This window comes from Novosphingobium sp. BL-A-41-Hi4A-0G (assembly GCF_055521735.1).
In genome coordinates this window covers 119,796-138,782 of record NZ_JBVFVU010000004.1, presented here as the reverse complement: position 1 = coordinate 138,782, position 18,987 = coordinate 119,796, and the positions used below count along the sequence as shown (strand labels likewise).

Here is an 18,987-nt window from a genome sequence, read left to right as displayed (position 1 = left end):
ACGAATGACCATGAACGATCTCCCTAACCGCGCCCGCTCGATCTCGTCGCTGCGCGACTTCCTCGAACTGCTCGAGGATGCCGGCCAGGCGATCACCTGGAGCGATGCGGTGATGCCCGAACCCGGCGTGCGCAACATAGCCGTCGCCGCATCGCGCGATGCCAACGGCGCGCCGGCGATCGTATTCGACAATATCACCGGTTACCCCGGCAAGCGCTTGGCGGTGGGCGTCCATGGTTCGTGGGACAACATCGCCCTGCTGCTGGGCCGACCTAAAGGCACGACCATCCGCGAGCTTTTCTTCGAGATCGCCGGCCGCTGGGGCGATCAGGAAGCGCAAATCAGCTTTGTCCCAGAAGCCCAGGCCCCGGTGCACGAATGCCGGATCGAACAGGACATCAACCTTTACGATGTCCTGCCGGTCTATCGGATCAACGAATACGATGGCGGGTTCTACATCGGCAAGGCCTCGGTCGCCTCGCGCGATCCGCTCGATCCAGACAATTTCGGCAAGCAGAATGTCGGCATCTATCGCCTGCAGATCCAGGGGCCGGACACCTTCACCCTGATGACGATCCCCTCCCACGACATGGGACGTCAGATCATGGCGGCCGAACGGGAAGGCGTTCCGCTAAAGATTGCGGTCATGCTGGGTAATCATCCCGGCCTTGCGGTGTTTGCTGCCACCCCGATCGGCTACGAGGAATCGGAATATTCCTATGCCTCGGCGATGATGGGCGCGCCAATCCGGCTGACCAAATCGGGCAACGGGATCGACATCCTGGCCGACAGCGAAATCGTGATAGAGGCCGAACTGCAACCGGGTGGACGCGAGCTGGAAGGGCCGTTCGGCGAATTCCCCGGTTCCTACAGCGGCGTGCGCAAGGCGCCGATCTTCAAGGTCACGGCGGTGTCGCACCGGCGCGATCCGATCTTCGAGAACATTTACATCGGGCGCGGCTGGACCGAGCACGATACGCTGATCGGCCTGCACACCTCCGCCCCGATCTATGCCCAGCTGCGCCAGAGCTTCCCCGAAGTCACCGCGGTCAACGCGCTTTACCAGCACGGACTGACCGGGATCATCTCGGTCAAAAACCGCATGGCCGGCTTTGCCAAGACGGTCGCGCTGCGCGCGCTGAGCACGCCGCACGGCGTGATGTACCTCAAGAACCTGATTATGGTCGATGCCGATGTCGATCCGTTCGATCTCAACCAAGTGATGTGGGCGCTTTCGACCCGCACCCGTGCGGACGATATCATCGTGCTGCCCAACATGCCTGCCGTGCCGATCGATCCTTCGGCAGTGGTCCCGGGCAAGGGGCACCGCCTGATCATCGACGCGACCAGCTATCTCCCGCCCGATCCGGTGGGTGAAGCGCACCTTGTCACCCCGCCGACCGGGGACGAGATCGACGCCCTGAGCAAGCGGATCCGCGAAATGCAGCTGGGAGCCCTGTCATGACCACCACCGTCTGCGGGCGCTGCAAATCGAGCGGCGCTGTCACCGATCATCAGGGCAGGCAGGACGGCGCGGTCGTGTGGACGATCCTGCGCTGCCCGACCTGCAACTTTTCCTGGCGCGACAGCGAACCGGCCCGCGCTATCGACCCGGCTGTGCGCTCGGCCGATTTCGCCGTCGATGTCGGCGATCTCCAGCGTTATCCCAAGATTCTCCAGCAATAAGGCTCCCAACGCCATGATCGATCAAGCCCGCCAGACGGCCACGCTCGGCACCCTCGCCCAGGCACTGGGCAAGGCCGCCGTCGATACCAGCCCGCAGACCCTGGCCCGCTATGCTGTCCCAGGGATGGCACCGGCAGGCGTGGTGCTTCCGGCCGATGAAGCCCAGCTCGCCAAGGTGCTGGAAGCTGCGCGCACCAGCGGCGGTGTGGTCCAGACGGTCTGCAACGGCGCCTACGGACTTGAAAAAGCCGTACAGGACAAGGTGATCGTGCTTGACCTGCAGAAGATGAACAAGGTCCTCGAGGTCAATGACGAACTGGCCACCTGCCTAGTCGAACCGGGCGTCACCTTCCGCCAGCTCGATGCCCACATCAAGGAAAAAGGAATAAAGCTGTGGGTCGACTTTCCCGGCAATCCCGATGAAAGCGTGGCCGCCAGTTTCATCAACCGCCGCCCCGGCTACACCCCCTATTCCGATCATTTCCTGATGCAGTGCGGGCTCGAGGTCATGCTGGCTGATGGCAAGATGGTGCGCACCGGCATGGGCGCCATGCCCAAGAGCACCTGCTGGCAGCTGTTCAAGTTCGGCTATGGCCCTTGGGTCGATGGCCTGTTCACCCAGTCCGATTTCGGGGTGGTGACCAAGGTCGGCATGTGGATGATGCCGCAGCCCCCGGCGCACCAGACCTTCATGGTCTCGGTCCCCAAGGAGGACGATCTGGGCGCGTTGTTGGACGTGCTCGGGCCGCTCAAGCTCAACATGGTGGTGGCCAATGGCGTCGCGGTGGGCAATGCGCTCCACGAAGCGGCCCTGCTCGGCAAGCGCCGCGCCGATTTTGAGGGCCAGGGGCCGATGGCGGCAAGCGCGGTCAAGGCCGCTGGTGAGGTGCTCGGACTAGGCTACTGGAACCTTTACGGCTCGCTCTATGGCCTGCCCGGCAACGTCGCGATCCTGTGGGACATGGTCAAGGGCGCGTTCTCGTCGATCAGCGGCGCAAGGGTGATTACCGATGGCAAGGGCATCGATCCCAAGCTGTGGGCCTGGCGGATGGGCACGATGACCGGTGTGGTGGCCGATCCCCCGGCCAGGACAGCAGGCTGGAGCGGCGACTTGGCGCTTACGGTCAACCCGGTCAGCCCTGTGGATGGCGAGGAAGCCGTCAAGCTCTATGAACTGTCGCGCGATATCTGTGCCAAAAACGGCTTCGACTTCGTTGGCGAAACCACCGCGATCTGGCGTTCGGCCAACCATCGCCAGGTGCTGCCCCATGCCGCCGGGAAGGGCGAGGATGCGGTACGGGCCAAGACTTGCGCCGAAGCCCTGATCGCCGCGCAGGCCGAGGCCGGCTTCGGCCAGATCATGACCGACCCCGGGCTGGGGGCGGCGGTTGCCAAGACCTATGAAAAGGGTGGCCGCTCGGCCCTGCATGCGCGGGTCAAGCAGGCGCTTGATCCCAACTCGATCTTTGCCTCGGTCTGAGCCGATGCGTCGCCATGCCTGCGGAGGTAAAATGAATAAGTTCCTCGCCCTTTCGCTTTTCGCTGCACTTGCTGCCTGTTCGTCCGCACAAGGCGAATCAGTGGTGGACGGTGCGGAGAATTATGAGCGTTACTGCGCAGGTTGCCACAACCCCGGCCCGGGCCACGGTGGCACCATGCTGCTGGCCGAAAAAGGTGCTCCGGTGCCTTCGCTCATCGGTCGCAAGGACTTAGATTACGATTACCTACATTCGGTCGTTCGCCAGGGCCTGATCGAAATGCCGCCGTTCCGACCGACCGAATTGTCGGACGCGGAGATCAAGCAGATCTACGATCACATCGTGGCGCAGAAGCTTCCCCCCACAAAGGCCGAACCCGCCAAAAACAAGGCACTTTGAGGTCAAATCAAGCTGGGCGGAAAAGGTCAACAGGGTTTGTAAGGCTGAAATTGCTAGGGTGCCAACGGAGTATGCGGATAGCTGGTTGCTTTGGTGAGCACGCAGGCTTGGTGCCATTGAGAAGTCAGCCATCTCCGGTTGGCACCGCAGTCGTCTGCAGACCCGCCGCATCTGATCCCGAACCGGGTTCGGTCAGGCCGAAAGCGGCGATTTCATGCGCGGCAGCCATGCAGACTTCTGCGCTTCTGTTCCACCATTCTTGAAGGCTGATGCGAACATGCCGACATTGATCGAAATGAACGAGCGGAATGCCGGCATCGCATAACTTAGCGTGTGCCTGGTGAGGATATACTGGCTGATGTTCATGCCGGCGCCGCCATGCTCTTCCGGTATGGTCAATCCAAACAGACCCAGGTCGCGCATCGCTCGAGGACGCTTTCGGGGATGAGGTCGGTTTCAATAATTTTGCACTCGACAGGACTGAGCCGGTCGCGCACGAAGCGTTCAAGCTGTATCAAGACTTCTGCATCTATGCCGGCATTGCTCATCGGTTACCTGTCAGATTGCATCATAAGGAAAGACATGCGCCGAGACTTCATCGGCGCGCGCGAAGCTGCTGCGAAACGAAGGTACAAGCTCGTGGGCAATTGCCTCCGGCGTCCAGCCTTCGACCTTGGTCATCGACCGGATCGGCCGGGGCTTGCAAAACAGGGCGATTTCATTCTTGCGAACCGCGAAAATCTGGTTCGTCACGTCCTTAGACAGGTCGGATGCCAGATAGGCAACCAACGGCGCGATCTTGTCTGCCGACATGGATTGCAACCGTTGGACACGTTCGTGTTCGGCAGGAGTTGTCGCGGGAATTGACGAGGTCATGCGGCTCCACGCAAAAGGCGCGATGCAATTCGAGCGGACGCCAACCCGCGCCATGTCGAGCGCGATAGACTGCGAAAGCGCGACGACGGCAACTTTGCCGCCGAATAGTTCGCCTGCCCGATGTTGCCGATCAGACCGCTCGTCGAAGTGAAATGATCGAAACTGCCCGCCTTCTGTTCACGAAAATAGGGCGTGGCGGCCTTGGAAACGTTGAAGACACCAGTAAGATTCACCGCGATAACGCTGGTCCAGTCCGCGTGACTCATCTTGTGCCAGATGCTGTCTCGCAGGATGCCTGCATTGTTCACGACCGCATCGATTCGGCCAAATTTCCGTACCGCATCCTCGATAATGCTCTGCGCCTCCGCCGGATCTGCAACATTACCGAAGTTGGCCGCCGCTTTGCCCCCGGCAGCGATGATGTCGTTGGCGGTGTTCTGAGCGAATGCGGTGTCGCCGCCGTTGCCCGCCTGCGCCACGCCAAGATCGTTGACGATAATTGCCGCCCCCTGCGCGGCGCAATACAACGCCAGTTGGCGACCTATTCCGCGCCCGGCACCAGTGATCGCGACAACTGATCCATCCAGGCACCGATCCATATCCCGTTCCTCAAATGCAATTAGCCCGACAGGCAGGACTGGCTCAATGCCAGGCCCTGGCAACAAGCTCACCCAGTTCCTCTGCCACTCCGCCAGATGTGCTCGCCAAGGTACAATAGTTGGCAAAGCTTGCCTGGACTGCAGCTTCGGACGACTCGGCACGGGTCAACTGGTCCAGGTCCAGCCCAGCGAGCATTTGGGACTGGACCAGACGTTCACCATGCAACTCTGCCGTCTTCAGCGCCGCATAAGCCGCGGCGTTAATTTCCGACTCAGGCGTACCTTGGCACCACTGCTTCATCCAGCGCCGCACCGCACGGACCGGTTGCACGAAGCGTTCATTCGCAGTTGCTGCCGAGTGCTGCGCGGCCTCGATGTCCGAAACAGCGAGAATGGCGCTACGCGCCCCTGCCAACCAAAGGCAAAGCAACACCGTGTTGACGTCACAACCATGCTGGTCCTGCAAGGCAAGGCAGGAAGCTGCCACACCCGGCTTGGCATAAATGTGTAAGGAATAGTCCCATAACGCCGCCGCGTGCTGCTCCACCTGAACTGAAGCTCCATCACCCACTGGCGGCACGGCCGGGCCTTGGTCCGACCGTGCCGAAGTACCCAATCGCGGACCTTGGTGAAAATGCTGACCAGACATGCAACGTGGTCAACCGCCTAGAACCTGCGGGCGCCGAAATGGATTTCCATCATCGGACGCATGACATCCCACCGTTCCAGCTGCGACCAGTGGCCCGAACGGTCGAGAACGTACAGTTCGGCATGCTTGAGATGCTGGATCAGGTAGAGGCTGGTGTCGAGCGGCACCACCCGGTCCTGGCGGCCATGGAAGATCAGCACTTCGTGCGGCATTTTGCCCAGCAGTTCGGGCGGCATGTTGAGCGTCTCAATGCCGTTCTTCATCGAATCGATCATCTTGACCGCGGTCTTCATGATTCCCGGATCGGTGGCGATCTTGTAACGGTTCTCGACGATTTCCTCCATGCCTTCGAACTTCTCGGCATCGTAGGCGAAGCTGTGCATCACCTGGCGATAGCGGGCATATCGTGGATCGGAATAGAACGAGAGCAGGCGGATCAGTTCCGGGGTGCGCGGGCCGGGGGCTCCGATCGAACCCATCAGCACCACCTTGTCGATCGCGTCGGGCTCCTCGCTCATCATCTGCAGGGTCAGCGCGCCGCCCATCGAATTACCGACAACGTGGGCCTTCTTCACACCGAGCGCCTCAAGCAGGCCAAAGCACTGGTCGACCCGGGTGCCGATCCAGCCCATCACGCTGTCAGGCCACGGATCGGGAATCACTGACTGGCCGAAACCGATCAGGTCGGGCGCGATCACGAAGAAGTTTTCGGCGAGGTCCGGCATCAGGTGATACCAGTTGGATGCGGCATGTGCGCCCGGACCCGCACCGTGAAGCAGCAGAATTGCCGGCTTGGACGGATCGCCCGCCAAGAGGGTGTGCGAGGTCAAGCCCCGGCCCGTGATCTTTTCTTCCCTGATAACCCCTTCAGCAGCCATGACATTCTCCCATGCGATCTTGACGAAATATCCGCGAGACTCTTTGCCGGAGTTCACGGTCATTTTTACCGGAGCCTAAGATATCGTTTGACATTGTGCAATGAGTTTTCCCAAACGATATGCCACGGGAGATTGCAAGATGGCAGTGGAGGCATTCAGCGACATACTGGTCAACGAGCTGGCGCTTGAACTCGACGGCGCCGAGCAGACCCGCGAACGGGTCCGGCCGTTCTCGGCGCGCTATCCCGCCATGCGGATCGAGGATGCCTACCGCATCAACCAGGCCTGGGTCGATCTCAAATTGGCGCGAGGGCGCACCGTTTGTGGCCACAAGATCGGCCTGACCTCGCGCGCGATGCAACAGGCAGCCGGGATCACCGAACCCGATTACGGCACCTTGCTGGATGACATGGTGTTCGAACAGGGCAGCGACGTTCCAGCCGCGCGGTTCATCACGCCCAAGGTCGAGGTCGAGCTGGCCTTTGTGCTCGGGCGCCGCCTGGAAGGAGCACAGACGACGATTTTCGATGTCCTGAGCGCCACCGACTATGTGGTTCCGGCAATCGAAATCATCGACACACGGGTGCATCCCAAGGATGCCGAAACCGGGGCCGCGCGCAAGGTCCTGGACACGATCAGCGACAATGCCGCCAATGCCGGAATCATCGTCGGCGGTCTGCCGGCGAAACCCGACGGGCTCGACCTGCGCCGCATCGGCGCCCTGCTCAGCCGCAACGGGGTGATCGAGGAAACCGGCCTTGCGGCAGGGGTGCTCAACCATCCCGCCAACGGCGTCGCCTGGCTGGTACGGCGGCTCGCGCCCTGGGGGCAAGCGCTCGAAGCCGGAGAAGTCGTGCTCGGCGGATCGTTCACGCGTCCGGTCGAAGCGGCGCCGGGCGATGTCTTCAACGCCGATTTCGGCGAGTTTGGTTCAATCGGGTTCCGGTTCGTATAGAGGGCGACAATGCAAACACCCGTCAACAGCTTCAAGGCGGCCTTGCGCGAAGGTCCGGTCCAGCTTGGTTTCTGGCTGGCGCTGGCCCATCCAGACATTGCCGAAATCTGTGCGGGCCAGGGTTATGACTGGCTGTTGATCGACGGTGAACACGGCCCGCAGACCTTGCCCGGCATCGTCGCGCAGCTGCGTGCGGTGGAAGCCACTCCACCTTGTTCTGCGATTGTACGGGTTCCCGGCCATGATTCGGTGACGATCAAACAGGTTCTGGATCTTGGTGCGCAGACCCTGATGGTTCCGATGGTCGAAACCGCCGAACAAGCCAAAGCGATCGTGACCGCATCGCGCTATCCGCCAGCTGGGGAACGCGGCCTCGGCGGTGCCCGCGCCTCACGCTGGGGTGGCTATCCTGCCTATGTCGCAGAGGCCAATGCGCAGGTTTGCATCATCGCCCAGATCGAGACCGCGACTGCCGTCGACAACATTGAGGCGATCGCTGCGGTGGATGGGATCGACGCGCTGTTTCTTGGACCTGCGGACCTGGCCGCGACCGAAGGTTTGCTGGGCGCAAGCAGCTTCGATGCCCTGTTCAAGCTGACCGGCGAGGCGCTGGCGCGTATCGTGGCAACCGGCAAACCGGCCGGGATCCTTTCGCGCGACGAGCGGCTCGTCCAGCAGTTCCTCGATGGCGGCGCCCGCTTCATCGCCAACGGCATCGACAGCTTCACCTTTGCAAAAGGTGCAGGCGACGGGCTTCGCCGCTGGCGCGAACGCATCGCCGCGCAGGGCGGAGTCTGACCATGGCGAAACCGGCCTGGCGGGCCGCAGTAACCGGCGATCCGTCCAAACCGCTCGATGGGGTACGGGTGCTTGAGCTCGCCCGCATTCTGGCCGGACCTTGGTGCGGGCAATTGCTGGCGGACCTGGGCGCCGAAGTGATCAAGATCGAGCGGCCCGGTGCGGGCGACGACACGCGGCATTGGGGGCCGCCGTTCGTGACCGCAGAAGACGGTACGAGTCTGGGCGCGGCCTATTTCCATTCGACCAATCGCGGCAAGCGCTCCTTCGCGATCGACATCGCCAGCGCGGAAGGCCAGGCCATCATCCGCGAGCTGGCGAACGGGGCCGACATCGTGATCGAAAACTACAAGGTCGGCGGGCTGGCGAAATACGGGCTTGACCATGCCGCGCTGTCCGAACTGAACCCGCGCCTGATTACTTGCTCGATCACCGGGTTCGGGCAGACCGGGCCTTATGCCCACCGCGCGGGCTACGATTTCATCGCCCAGGCCATGGGCGGCATGATGTCGATGACCGGCGAACCCGATCGCGAGCCGCAGAAGGCGGGCATCGCGGTGGCCGACCTGTTCACGGGCATGTACAGCACTGTGGCGATTCTCGCCGCGCTCAACCGCCGGGACCGCACCGGCAGCGGCGCCCATATCGACATGGCGCTGCTCGATACCCAGGTGGCGGTCATGGCCAATCAGGCGATGAACTGGATGACTTCGGGCAAAGTCCCGCGCCGGTTCGGCAACGGTCATGCCAATCTGGCACCCTATCAAGCCTTCCCCACGCTTGACGGACCCTTGGTGATTGCGGCCGGCAACGACGGCCAGTTCGCCAGCTTGTGCCGCGTTTTGCGGTGTTCACTGCATGAAGACCCACGCTTCGCCACAAATCCTGCCCGTCTCTCGAACCGGGCGGAACTGGTCACAACGGTCGAGGGGCGCACGGCCCAGTGGAACCGACAAGCGCTGTTCGACGCGCTTGAAGAGGTTGGCGTGCCAGCCGGACCGATCAACGAACTCGACGAAGTGTTCGCCGATCCGCAGGTCGTCGCCAGAGGCCTCGCCGCAATGGCCGGAGGGCGCAAAGGCGTCGCGAGCCCGATCGTGATCGACGGGGTGCGAATGGTTTCGAATCTGGCCGCGCCGGGAAGTCCCGAGCCGGTCGAAGATGAATAGGCGGCACAGTCAGTTCGCAGCCTGAACCGGTATAGGTCCCCCGAACAATCGCCAGCCTTCGCTGAACAGTACAAGCACGATGGTCACGCTCGCCACCCCGAAGAACGAATAGGCCAGAGGCAGCGGGGAACCATTGTAGGCCTGCCCGATCAGTGCGCCCAGCCCCGCGCCAAGCACCAAACGGAAGAACGTCTGAACAGAGGCCGCGGCCCCGGCCACCTTGCCGAATGGCTGCAGGGAAATCGCGGTGAAATTGATGAAGACCGTGATCAGCAAGCACATGTTCGCGGATGTCAGAAGCACAAACTGAAGCAGGGTTTCGCCCGGTCGGGATGCCAAATAGATCTGGCCGATCGACACAAGGAAATGGCACAGGATGGCGGCATGGCCGATCCCCCGGATGCCGAAACGGTGTACGATCGCAGAATTGGCAATGCTGGCCAGCATCATCGAGCCCGCCATCAAGCCAAAGATTACCGAATAGGCCCCGCCGGCCCCGAAATGTTCGCCGATCAATTGCTGCGAGCTGTTGATAAAGCCGAAGTGAGCGCCGAAAATCAGGGCCATGCCAATGACGTAACCGATCGACCGGCGGTTTGTCAGAACGAGGCGGATGTTGCCGAACAATTCACTGGCACCATGGGACTGCCGCCGGGAAAGCGGCAGCGTTTCTTCCATGCGGTAGAAATACCATGCTGACACTCCCATCGACAGCACCCCGATGACAATGAAGACGGCACGCCAGCCGAGCGTAGTAAAGATCACATAACCCAAACTTGGGGCAAGGGTCGGGACTGCCATAAACAGCATCGCGACAAAGGCTTGCAGCTTGGCCATGTCTTCGCCTTGATAGCGGTCGCGAATGATCGCCAGAGGAAGGACGGTCAGGGCGGACGAGGCACAGCCAAGCAGCGCGCGGGCCGCCAGCAGGACGGAAAAGTCAGCCACGAAAGCACAAAGCAGATTGATCAGGGCGAACAGGCCCATGCAAACCAGCAGGACCGGCTTCCTCCCAAGCCGGTCGGAGATCGTCCCCGGGACGAGCGAAAACAGGCCGGAGCAGATCAGGAAGGTGCCGATGACCCATTGCCGCTGGTTTGAACCGCTTGCCCCCAGATCGTTTGCCATGACACCCAAGGCCGGAAGCAAAGTTGTAAACCCAAGTGACTGCAATGCCTGGATCATCGCCATCATGGCGATGAACTCCCGTTTGCCGATTGGCTCTTTATGGGTCAGCGACAACGTTCATACCTTCCGGATGGTCGGGCCTGGCAGCGCCCCCGCCATGAAGCCGGTCCACCAATATGGAGGCCAGTCCACTTCTGATGGAAAACCGCAGGAGCTATCCTTGCCAGCCGATCGCACGACTCGCTGCCATGGCCGCCGAACGGATCTTTTCGATCTTCGGCTTCGAATAAAAATGCTTGTCCTGAACTCGCGAGAGAACGCTCATCGTTGCAACAAGCCTGTTCCCGGAATCAAGCACAGGTACACTCAAGGCAGAGAGACCAGGCACAACCGTACCCTGTGTGGTCGCGTATCCCATCTCGCGCGCTTGGACTATCTGCCTTTCCAGTTCGTCGTCGGAAACCACCAGCCCGCTGGCGCGCTCCTGAGCGATGACGGGCCGAGTCAAAGCTCGTGAACAATGGGTCAAATACAGGATGCCGGTGGACGAAGCCTGCAAGGGCAAAACAGAGCCGACGTGCAAACTGGTAAACAGGGGCAGACCGCCATCGATCCAGCGAATCACCGTTGGCCCATAATCGCCCCAGACCGACAGCAACCCTGTCGTTTGCAGTTCTTCCAGCACGCTCGCCAGATTATCGCCAGCGATCCGTACCGGCTCCACCCGCGCCAGCGCGGCCATGCCAATACGAACTGAAAACTCACCTAGTGCATAGCGGCCATTCTGGACATTCTGCTCGACCACGCCTGTATTGACAAAAGCCAGCAGGTAACGGTGTGCCTGGCTGCGTGACAGACCCGATTTCTCGGCAACTTCACGCAGATGTGCGCCATCCCTTGGGCAATCCATCAAGGCCCTGAGGACGCGAACACCAATTTCCACGGACTGGATAGCCTTGCGCGGCGAATCATTCGCGCTCAAATCTTCGGGAGGCAAGCGCTCGGTAGCCTGATGTTCCATTTCATCACCTTTAGCTGCCAGCTGGCTAGCCTTGCGTGCGTTCATCGGTATTCCCCTTCACCAGCCACTCCCCGGCCCAAAAGCCCCTTGCATGATGGGAAAGCATTGCATATTGTCCAACGAATAGTGTAAGGCCCAAACGCGTGCAAGAGCATGATCTGAGTCAATTGCGACAAAGAGGCCGAGCGTCAACCCAACTAGGCGCTTAGAAACCAGTGAGAGGAAAGGAAGTCGGGTAATGGCTGCAATTGCGTTTCCCAGATCGTCCGAAGAGCATTTCGAACAGTTGCGAAAGGCGCCCGTTCTCGCCCTGCCGACAGCTCTCTTGTTTGTCGTTTCCATGGCAGGGATCGCAACGACCTGGTACTTGGCGCTGAACTCAATGCTTCCGCTTTGGGTCGGTGCAATCTCAAACGGCCTCGTGACATATCTCCTTTTCAGCGTGATCCACGACGCCTCGCACAAGTCGTTGTCGAGCGTTGGCTGGATCAACGAATCGATCGGCGCGATCGGCTTGTTCTTCCTCTTTCCCTATGCCCCGATGGTCCTGCTCCGCTGGGTCCACAACAAGCACCACACGCATACCAATGGACCCAAAGATCCCGACCGGTTCGAGCATGAATCGCCCTGGTGGCAGGTTCCATTCCGCTGGACCTTCTTCGATGGTGCCTACATCTGGTATTTCGTCAAATATGGTCAGAACGTGCGCAAGAAACATGGCACCGAACTGCTTGTCTTCTATTCGCTCCTCGTGCTGCTGTTCGTTGCGGCAATTTACTTCGGCTTCGGCTGGGAACTGTTTATGCTGTGGTTCGTGCCGTCACGGATCACGCTGTTCATCATCGCCATCGTCTTCGTCATCCTGCCACATCATCCCGCGATCATCGCGCAAGACGAAGACCCTTACATGGCGACAACCATGCGGTTCGGCTGGGAATGGTTGCTCAACCCGCTACTGGTTTATCAGAACTACCACCTGATCCACCACCTCTGGCCGGAAATCCCGTTCTACCGGATGCACAAGGCCTATTACCTCAAGTACGATGAAATCAACGCCAACCGCATCCCGCGCCAGAAAGCCTTCGCCCTGAAGCCCGAGAACTATGACGACCACTTTGCGGTTCGCCGGGAACTCGACCAGGCGCAAGGCAAGGCCATGCCTGCCTAACGAAATAACGGCCGGACCGTTCGGTATGGTCCGGCCGTACCTCCAGATCGGAAAACGCACTGATGGCCAAGCAACTTCACCTTGGCGCGTTCATGCGCCCGGTCAGCATCCACACCGGAGCTTGGCGGTATCCAGGTGCCTTACCCGACGCGAACTTCAGCCTGGCAGCGATCCAGCGCTTCATCCGCAGCCTTGAAGCTGCCAAGTTCGATTATTTCTTCATGGCCGATCACCTCGGCGTGCTCAACCTGCCACGCCAGGCGCTGATGCGCAGCCACACGGTGACCTCGTTCGAGCCATTCACGTTGCTTTCCGCACTGGCCGGGGTGACTGAGCGAATCGGCCTCGTCGCAACGGCCTCGACCACTTACGACGAGCCGTTCCATGTCGCGCGCCGCTTTGCCTCTCTCGATCACATCAGCGGCGGGCGGACCGGCTGGAACGTGGTGACCACTTCGAATCCGGACAGCAGCCGCAACTTCGGCCTGGAGACCCAGCCAGATCACGCCGCGCGCTATCACCGCGCCCGCGAGTTTCATGACGTTGTGACCGGGCTGTGGGACAGTTTCGCTGACGATGCCTTCGTTATGGACGCAGCAAAGGGCATCTATTTCGACCCCGACCGAATGCATGCGCTGAACCACAAGGGCGAGCATTTCTCGGTCACCGGGCCGCTTAACATCGCGCGTCCGGTTCAGGGCTGGCCGGTCATCTTCCAGGCCGGTGCCTCTGACCCGGGCCGCCAGCTCGCTGCCGAAACTGCCGAAGCCGTATTTGCTGCGGAATCGACGCTGGAAGGCAGCAAAGCCTATTACGACGACGTCAAAGGGCGGGCGGCGACGGTCGGACGCAATCCCGATCACATCAAGATCATGCCGGCCGTATTCCTGGTTGTTGGAGACACCGTCGAGGAAGCCCACGCGAAGCGCGCGAAACTGGACAGCCTGGTCCACTACGACAGCGGCATCCATTCACTGTCTGGCATGCTGGGTCACGACGTATCGGGCTTCGATCCCGACGGCCCCCTGCCCGACATCCCCGAATCCAACGCCAGCAAAAGTTCGCGGCGGTTCATGATCGAATTGGCCAGAGCTGAGAACCTGACGATCCGCCAGCTCGCCGCGAAGGCTGGCAGCTATGGCGGTTTGGCCTTTGTCGGCACCGCCAAGACCATCGCCGACGAGATGCAGCATTGGCTTGAGCAAGGCGCTTGCGACGGTTTTACCACCATGTTCCCTTACCTGCCCGAAGGCCTGGAAGACTTTACCGGCAAGGTTGTACCCGAACTGCAGGCGCGCGGCCTGTTCCGCACCGAATACGAAGGCGAAACGCTGCGCGACCATCTTGGCCTGCCGCGCCCGGACAACCGCTTCTTCGCCTGATGCGGTGAGCCGGTTTGTCATCATCGGCGCCGGGGCAATCGGCAGTTTCCTGAGCACGCGGTTGCACGACGCCGGGCATGAAGTTCTGCTGATCGCCAGAGGAGCGCGTCTCGAGGCCTTGCGAAACATGGGCGTGCTGCTGTCCGAAGGCGGGGCCGAGCGGCAAGTGCGTGTGCCGGTGTCCGCAGCATGCGATCCCGCAACGCCTCCGGATCATGCCATCCTGGCAACCAAGACGTTTCAGATCGAATCCGCGCTCGCCCTGCTCGAACCACTGCGCGGAAGCCGCTTCACGCTGCTGACGGTGCAGAATGGGGTCGAAGCACCCGGCATCGCCCAGGCCGCCCTGCCCCGCGCTGTCGTGCTTGGCGCACGCATGCACGGCTTCTTCGAGCTGGAAGACGGGATCGTGCGCCACACCGGCGTCCCCGCCACGCTGCTGGCCGGCCCGGTCGCCGATCACGCAACCGACCCGGCTGCCGGACAGGCCTCGGCAAACCTTGCGGGCGACCTTATTGCCGCTGGGGTCCCCACCACTCTGACAGGCGACATGCGCCCAGCATTGTGGGACAAGTTCCTGATGGCCGCGACGATCGGCGCGGTGGCCCCGGCGTTCGGCCTGAAGGTCGGTCAGGTGCTGAGCCATCCCCAGGCCAGCGCGCTTTTGCGCGAGGCCATGGCCGAGGTCGAACGGATCGCAACGGCGTTGGGCATCGAATTGCCGCCCGATTGCATAGACGAGAAGCTGGACTTCATCGGCCGCTTTCCACCCGACGTCACCAGTTCGCTGCAGCGCAATCTCGAAGCGGGCAGACCGTCGGAATTCGTCCACCTCAGTGGGGCCATACCCCGCTTCGCGCGACAGGCCGACCTGCCCTGCCCGGCGACAGACGAAATCCTCGCGCGGCTGCGCGCCCGCGGGCTTCAACCTGATTGATCAGACGATATCCCGCTCCATCGCGCGCCTGGCAAACCATGCACCCGCCATGATCACAGCATGCGCGGCCAAGGTCGTCAAGCCGACCCACAAGGCTTCTCCGCTCCAAACGACGCTATAGATGTCCCAGGCGGAGCCGACGAGTTCGGTCAGCACGATCACCGGAACCAGCGCCCAGTAGCGCAACGGATCGCGCGCGCCCCACAACGCCACAAGGCCGATTGCCGCCAGTTGGATGCCAACGATCAACCAGGCATCAAGCAGCAGGCCGAAAGACGGCGTCCCCTGCCCCAGCGCAATACCGGGGTAGATCAGCCGCAGGGCCCCCGCATAGACCGGCGGCCAGAGCAGCACGAGATTGCAGAGATACCAGATCCCCACGGCGATCAGGTAAGTGCGCAGAACCTTCATGGCGGCCTCCTCAGGCGATCGCGAAGATATCCGATGTGGCGCAGGCGATGCGCGCATCCTTGTGCGGCGCATAGTCCGGATCGTTCATGAAGGCGTCGATCGCCTCCATCGAAGGAAACCGGATCACCACGACATAGTCAGGTGCGGCTCCCTCGCCCTCATAACGGACGAACTCGTGCGAACGGCAGACCATTTCCCCGCCGTGGCGTCCGACCAGCGCCGGAACTGCGGCCATATAGCCTGCCACCCAGGTTTCGTCGTGCGATTTGATCGATCCGATGAAATAGGCAGCCATCACTCCGTTTCCTTTGGTCAGCGCCGGGACCGCCAGCTTTCCGGCTAGAGCCCCAGCAAGGTGCTGCGAACAGCTTGCGCAAATCCCGCGGTTGTCCCGTTTCCGCCAAGATCGGGGGTCCTCGCAATATCGGGCGCAATGAGCGCCGTTTCGAGTGCGCGCATCACCAGCGCGGCGGGCTCGGCTTCGCCGAGATGTTCCAGCATCATTGCACCCGACCAAATCTGGCCGATCGGATTGGCGATGCCCTGCCCGGCGATGTCCGGGGCAGACCCGTGGACCGGCTCGAACATCGAAGGGAACCGCCGTTCGGGGTTGAGGTTAGCAGAAGGCGCCACAGCGATGGTGCCAGTGATTCCCGGCCCCAGATCGGAAAGGATATCACCAAACAGGTTCGAACCAACCACAACATTGAACCGTTCGGGCGACATCACAAAGCGTGCGGCGAGAATATCGACATGATACTGATCGGCGGCAACATCGGGGTATTCGGCGCCGATCGCGGCAAAGCGCTCGTCCCAGAACGGCATCGAATGATAGAGTCCATTGGACTTCGTCGCGCTGGTCACATGCCTGCGCCCGCTCCGCCGAGCGAAGTCGAAGGCATAGCGCAAGATGCGGTCGGTGCCCCGGCGGCTGAAGATCGCCTGCTGGACGACGATTTCGTTCTCGCCGGTCCCGGTCCGACCGCCGATCTGGGAATATTCGCCTTCCGAGTTTTCGCGCACCACCCAGAAATCGATGTCGCCGGGAGCCTTGTCGCGCAGGGGCGAAGCGATGCCCGGCAGCAGCCGCACCGGACGCAGATTGACGTACTGCTCGAACTCGCGCCGGATCGGCAGCAGCAGCCCCCACAGCGAGATATGATCGGGTACCCCGGGAAAGCCGACCGCGCCGAGGAACACCGCATCATGATCGCGCAACCGGTCTAGCCCATCATCGGGCATCATCTTGCCGGTTTCGAGGTAGGTCTGGCAGCTCCAGTCGAAGTGCCGGAATTCGAGCACGAAACCGCACTTGGCCGCTGCCGCCGTCAGCACCTCGATTGCGGCAGGCACCACCTCGCGGCCTATTCCATCTCCCGGAATGCTGGCGATGGAATAACGCCTCATGGTCAATCTTTCACTACAGATAGCTGTTCAAAGTCTTGAGCACCCGATAGGCGCTGAGAAAGGCTGGCGCAGGAACCTGCAGTTGCTCCGCTGCCGCCGCGAGCGGCCCCAGGACCTCGTCAACTTCCATCCGCCGGCCCGCCACGAGATCGTCATGCATCGAGGTGCGGACAGGACGGTTTTCCGGCTTGAACCTGGTGCCCATCGCCATGACACCGGACACTGCCTCTTCAAAGCCTTCACGGTCAATCTCGACCAATCTGGATACCGGCGCGAAATAGTTCTGTGGTTCGTAGCCAAGCGCCTTGTAGATCGCCAGCAGATCCTTGACGACGTGGACATAGTGTTCGGCGCCTTCGCGAACCGCCACACCATCCACAAAATCGAGCTTTGGAAGCGCGCCCAGCGTACTGGCGCTCCACGACGATGCTCCACCGACCTGAACCACTTTTTCCCAATGGACATGGACGATATCGGGAGTTGAGCGCGAACCCATGCCCGCAGCGTCGAGCGCTTCGGCCATGATCCGCGTGCGCTCGCTCTCCCCGCCTTCCAGCTCGCCGAAATAGGCGGTGACGGGAACCGCCATGTGATTGAGCGCCTTGCCCGGTTCGAGCAGGGTCGCCCCGTCCATGATCGAGCCGCCGATCACCTTGTCCTTGCCAAACGCGGCCTGGAGTTTGCCTTCCTTGCCCACGCCGTTCTGCAAAGTCAGCGCGCAAGCGGTGCGATCGACCAACACCTGCGCATCGGCCAGCGCCTGATCGGTACCCTTGGCCTTGGTCAGCAGGATGTAATAGTCGATGTCGCCTTCAACCTCCTCGGGCGTTTCGACCGCGAAGAGGTTTTCGCGCTGGACGAATTGCGCCCGCACACCAGAAATACTCAGGCCATCCCGGCGGATCGCCTCGACATGGGGCTTGCGCGCAATCAGCGTGACCTTGTGGCCGCCGCGCGCCAGGAATCCGCCGATGACCGAGCCTAGCCCGCCGGCGCCGTGGAAACAGAAATGCAATTGCTTGGACATGCTTTGGGATTCCCGTTGGTTCGGCTCAGGCAATGCCCAGTTCGACCAGCTTGGCCCTGATCTGCTCTTTCTTTTCCGGCGTCACATCAGCCACCGGCGGCAGGATCGGGCCAGCCTTGAGGCCAATCGCTTCGTACCAGGCCTTCACATTGGCAAGTGCGCTGGCATAGGTCGCGGTGCGGGCGATATCCCACAGGAAGTTGTCGTGATAGAATTCGCGGACTTCGCTGAGCTGATCGGAAGCGGCCCGCGCTTCCTCCCATTTTCCTTCATGCGCCAGGCGGATGTATTCCTTGGCGAAATGGCGCTTCTTGCCGTACAGCATGTAGGACAATTCACCCCAGCAAACGGTGCCGCCAAGACGCAGATCGTCGAGGAAGAAGTATTCAAATGGCTCCATCGTGTTGAAGCCTTCGGGCATTAGCTGGCGGATCTTGATTGTCTCGGCACGGCTCATGGCACCTTGTTTGACGCCGATCACGGTATCGATATCGGCCAGGCGGCGCATCAGGTCCCAGCTCAGCACGGTGCCCGAAACCGGGGTCCGGTAGAGGCAGACGGCCAGATCGGTGTGGTCGGTCAGGAACTTGAACCAGGAATAGATTTCGTCGTCGCGCTTGAGCTGCACAACCGGGTTGATCACCTCAGCCCCGTTATACCCGAGCTTCTCGACGAACTGCATCTTCTCGATCGCGGTATAGACGCTGGGATCGAGCACGATGGTCCACAGATCGAGCCGCCCGGCATTCGCCTCGGCAACGATCTCGTGATAGCGAAACCAGTCTGACGCTGAGACGTTCCAGCATTCGGCGATGAACCCGCCGACGGCCAAGCCATCTACGCCCATTTCGACATATTTATCGATGTTGTAGCGGATACCGTCCACATCGAACTTGTAATCGGCGGTCATCGGGGTGATCGGACACTGATAGAAGCCCCTGACGGTCTTCGTTGCCCAGGCCTTGGCGTCCTTACGATCATATTCCATTTGAGGTGCACCTCATCTCGATTTGGTTCAG

Annotated in this window: 19 protein-coding genes and 2 pseudogenes; 10 read left to right on the top strand and 11 right to left on the bottom strand. The window is 61.3% G+C overall.

Annotated elements, in window-relative coordinates:
• Positions 1-10 precede the first annotated feature (10 nt).
• Genes ACZ1JX_RS21540 through ACZ1JX_RS21525 form a run of 4 tightly spaced genes read left to right on the top strand, consistent with a single transcriptional unit; the run spans position 11 to position 3,563 of the window.
• On the top strand, positions 11-1,465 hold the full coding sequence (locus ACZ1JX_RS21540; RefSeq protein WP_234007477.1) for a non-oxidative hydroxyarylic acid decarboxylases subunit C: 1,455 nt from the start codon (positions 11-13) through the stop codon (positions 1,463-1,465).
• A complete protein-coding gene (locus ACZ1JX_RS21535) occupies positions 1,462-1,686 on the top strand; it encodes a non-oxidative hydroxyarylic acid decarboxylases subunit D (RefSeq protein WP_010891041.1) in 225 nt (74 codons plus the stop codon). The genes ACZ1JX_RS21540 and ACZ1JX_RS21535 overlap by 4 nt, the downstream gene beginning before the upstream one ends.
• A gap of 13 nt (positions 1,687-1,699) precedes the next feature.
• Positions 1,700-3,166: an FAD-binding oxidoreductase gene (locus ACZ1JX_RS21530; protein ID WP_010891042.1), complete on the top strand. Its 1,467-nt coding sequence runs from the start codon at positions 1,700-1,702 to the stop codon at positions 3,164-3,166.
• A 4-nt stretch (positions 3,167-3,170) separates the two neighbouring features.
• The gene (locus ACZ1JX_RS21525) at positions 3,171-3,563 is read left to right on the top strand and encodes a c-type cytochrome (protein WP_011906639.1); all 393 of its coding nucleotides are present in this window, start codon (positions 3,171-3,173) and stop codon (positions 3,561-3,563) included.
• 127 nt (positions 3,564-3,690) lie between these two features.
• On the opposite strand, the pseudogene ACZ1JX_RS21520 reads toward ACZ1JX_RS21525, so the two are convergent.
• From ACZ1JX_RS21520 to ACZ1JX_RS21505, 4 genes and pseudogenes are all read right to left on the bottom strand, one after another.
• Positions 3,691-4,111 (bottom strand): annotated as a pseudogene (locus ACZ1JX_RS21520) (acyl-CoA dehydrogenase family protein); the annotation flags it as partial.
• Positions 4,112-4,121: 10 nt separating this feature from the next.
• Positions 4,122-5,038, bottom strand: a pseudogene (locus ACZ1JX_RS21515) (SDR family NAD(P)-dependent oxidoreductase).
• Positions 5,039-5,081: 43 nt separating this feature from the next.
• The gene (locus ACZ1JX_RS21510; protein WP_011906638.1) at positions 5,082-5,585 is read right to left on the bottom strand and encodes a TIGR02444 family protein; all 504 of its coding nucleotides are present in this window, start codon (positions 5,583-5,585) and stop codon (positions 5,082-5,084) included.
• 119 nt (positions 5,586-5,704) lie between these two features.
• A complete protein-coding gene (locus tag ACZ1JX_RS21505) occupies positions 5,705-6,565 on the bottom strand; it encodes an alpha/beta fold hydrolase (RefSeq protein ID WP_010891049.1) in 861 nt (286 codons plus the stop codon).
• Between the two features lie 139 nt (positions 6,566-6,704).
• Between ACZ1JX_RS21505 and hpaH the strand changes: the two genes are divergently transcribed.
• From hpaH to ACZ1JX_RS21490, 3 genes are read left to right on the top strand one after another with little or no spacing between them, the layout of a single operon-like run.
• The gene (hpaH, locus tag ACZ1JX_RS21500) at positions 6,705-7,520 is read left to right on the top strand and encodes a 2-oxo-hept-4-ene-1,7-dioate hydratase (protein ID WP_010891050.1); all 816 of its coding nucleotides are present in this window, start codon (positions 6,705-6,707) and stop codon (positions 7,518-7,520) included.
• 9 nt (positions 7,521-7,529) lie between these two features.
• Positions 7,530-8,318, top strand: coding sequence for an HpcH/HpaI aldolase family protein (locus ACZ1JX_RS21495; RefSeq protein WP_010891051.1), 789 nt, complete (start codon positions 7,530-7,532; stop codon positions 8,316-8,318).
• 2 nt (positions 8,319-8,320) lie between these two features.
• Entirely contained in the window at positions 8,321-9,487 is a 1,167-nt protein-coding gene (locus ACZ1JX_RS21490; protein ID WP_011906637.1) for a CaiB/BaiF CoA transferase family protein, read from the top strand.
• Between the two features lie 9 nt (positions 9,488-9,496).
• Here ACZ1JX_RS21490 and ACZ1JX_RS21485 read toward each other — a convergent pair whose 3' ends face one another.
• Both ACZ1JX_RS21485 and ACZ1JX_RS21480 read right to left on the bottom strand, forming a co-directional pair.
• The gene (locus tag ACZ1JX_RS21485; RefSeq protein ID WP_230487997.1) at positions 9,497-10,729 is read right to left on the bottom strand and encodes a multidrug effflux MFS transporter; all 1,233 of its coding nucleotides are present in this window, start codon (positions 10,727-10,729) and stop codon (positions 9,497-9,499) included.
• Between the two features lie 100 nt (positions 10,730-10,829).
• The gene (locus tag ACZ1JX_RS21480) at positions 10,830-11,681 is read right to left on the bottom strand and encodes an IclR family transcriptional regulator (RefSeq protein ID WP_240959863.1); all 852 of its coding nucleotides are present in this window, start codon (positions 11,679-11,681) and stop codon (positions 10,830-10,832) included.
• Positions 11,682-12,057: 376 nt separating this feature from the next.
• Here ACZ1JX_RS21480 and ACZ1JX_RS21475 point away from each other — a divergent pair, with 376 nt between their 5' ends.
• The 3 genes from ACZ1JX_RS21475 (at position 12,058) to ACZ1JX_RS21465 (ending at position 15,123) form a co-directional block, all read left to right on the top strand.
• Complete coding sequence (locus ACZ1JX_RS21475; RefSeq protein ID WP_234007478.1) at positions 12,058-12,804, top strand: fatty acid desaturase; 747 nt, start codon at positions 12,058-12,060, stop codon at positions 12,802-12,804.
• 62 nt (positions 12,805-12,866) lie between these two features.
• On the top strand, positions 12,867-14,186 hold the full coding sequence (locus ACZ1JX_RS21470) for an LLM class flavin-dependent oxidoreductase (protein ID WP_010890872.1): 1,320 nt from the start codon (positions 12,867-12,869) through the stop codon (positions 14,184-14,186).
• Positions 14,187-14,190: 4 nt separating this feature from the next.
• Positions 14,191-15,123, top strand: coding sequence for a 2-dehydropantoate 2-reductase (locus ACZ1JX_RS21465; protein ID WP_010890873.1), 933 nt, complete (start codon positions 14,191-14,193; stop codon positions 15,121-15,123).
• On the opposite strand, the gene ACZ1JX_RS21460 is transcribed toward ACZ1JX_RS21465, so the two are convergent.
• From ACZ1JX_RS21460 to ACZ1JX_RS21440, 5 genes are read right to left on the bottom strand one after another with little or no spacing between them, the layout of a single operon-like run.
• Positions 15,124-15,534, bottom strand: coding sequence for a BphX family protein (locus tag ACZ1JX_RS21460; protein WP_008828093.1), 411 nt, complete (start codon positions 15,532-15,534; stop codon positions 15,124-15,126). It abuts the gene before it with no gap.
• A gap of 10 nt (positions 15,535-15,544) precedes the next feature.
• Positions 15,545-15,829, bottom strand: coding sequence for a DUF1330 domain-containing protein (locus ACZ1JX_RS21455; protein ID WP_008828092.1), 285 nt, complete (start codon positions 15,827-15,829; stop codon positions 15,545-15,547).
• A gap of 44 nt (positions 15,830-15,873) precedes the next feature.
• The gene (locus ACZ1JX_RS21450) at positions 15,874-16,941 is read right to left on the bottom strand and encodes a tartrate dehydrogenase (protein WP_010890874.1); all 1,068 of its coding nucleotides are present in this window, start codon (positions 16,939-16,941) and stop codon (positions 15,874-15,876) included.
• Positions 16,942-16,954: 13 nt separating this feature from the next.
• Positions 16,955-17,968: a ketopantoate reductase family protein gene (locus ACZ1JX_RS21445; protein WP_010890875.1), complete on the bottom strand. Its 1,014-nt coding sequence runs from the start codon at positions 17,966-17,968 to the stop codon at positions 16,955-16,957.
• 25 nt (positions 17,969-17,993) lie between these two features.
• Complete coding sequence (locus ACZ1JX_RS21440; RefSeq protein ID WP_010890876.1) at positions 17,994-18,956, bottom strand: dihydrodipicolinate synthase family protein; 963 nt, start codon at positions 18,954-18,956, stop codon at positions 17,994-17,996.
• Between the last annotated feature and the right edge of the window lie 31 nt (positions 18,957-18,987).

Excerpts from the sequence above, each read along its gene's own strand:
- ACZ1JX_RS21540 (WP_234007477.1), top strand. The coding sequence starts at position 11 with ATGAACGATCTCCCTAACCGCGCCCGCTCGATCTCGTCGCTGCGCGAC.
- ACZ1JX_RS21535 (WP_010891041.1), top strand. The coding sequence starts at position 1,462 with ATGACCACCACCGTCTGCGGGCGCTGCAAATCGAGCGGCGCTGTCACC.
- ACZ1JX_RS21530 (WP_010891042.1), top strand. The coding sequence starts at position 1,700 with ATGATCGATCAAGCCCGCCAGACGGCCACGCTCGGCACCCTCGCCCAG.
- ACZ1JX_RS21525 (WP_011906639.1), top strand. The coding sequence starts at position 3,171 with ATGCGTCGCCATGCCTGCGGAGGTAAAATGAATAAGTTCCTCGCCCTT.
- ACZ1JX_RS21505 (WP_010891049.1), bottom strand. The coding sequence starts at position 6,565 with ATGGCTGCTGAAGGGGTTATCAGGGAAGAAAAGATCACGGGCCGGGGC.
- hpaH (WP_010891050.1), top strand. The coding sequence starts at position 6,705 with ATGGCAGTGGAGGCATTCAGCGACATACTGGTCAACGAGCTGGCGCTT.
- ACZ1JX_RS21495 (WP_010891051.1), top strand. The coding sequence starts at position 7,530 with ATGCAAACACCCGTCAACAGCTTCAAGGCGGCCTTGCGCGAAGGTCCG.
- ACZ1JX_RS21490 (WP_011906637.1), top strand. The coding sequence starts at position 8,321 with ATGGCGAAACCGGCCTGGCGGGCCGCAGTAACCGGCGATCCGTCCAAA.
- ACZ1JX_RS21480 (WP_240959863.1), bottom strand. The coding sequence starts at position 11,681 with ATGAACGCACGCAAGGCTAGCCAGCTGGCAGCTAAAGGTGATGAAATG.
- ACZ1JX_RS21470 (WP_010890872.1), top strand. The coding sequence starts at position 12,867 with ATGGCCAAGCAACTTCACCTTGGCGCGTTCATGCGCCCGGTCAGCATC.
- ACZ1JX_RS21460 (WP_008828093.1), bottom strand. The coding sequence starts at position 15,534 with ATGAAGGTTCTGCGCACTTACCTGATCGCCGTGGGGATCTGGTATCTC.
- ACZ1JX_RS21455 (WP_008828092.1), bottom strand. The coding sequence starts at position 15,829 with ATGGCTGCCTATTTCATCGGATCGATCAAATCGCACGACGAAACCTGG.
- ACZ1JX_RS21450 (WP_010890874.1), bottom strand. The coding sequence starts at position 16,941 with ATGAGGCGTTATTCCATCGCCAGCATTCCGGGAGATGGAATAGGCCGC.
- ACZ1JX_RS21445 (WP_010890875.1), bottom strand. The coding sequence starts at position 17,968 with ATGTCCAAGCAATTGCATTTCTGTTTCCACGGCGCCGGCGGGCTAGGC.
- ACZ1JX_RS21440 (WP_010890876.1), bottom strand. The coding sequence starts at position 18,956 with ATGGAATATGATCGTAAGGACGCCAAGGCCTGGGCAACGAAGACCGTC.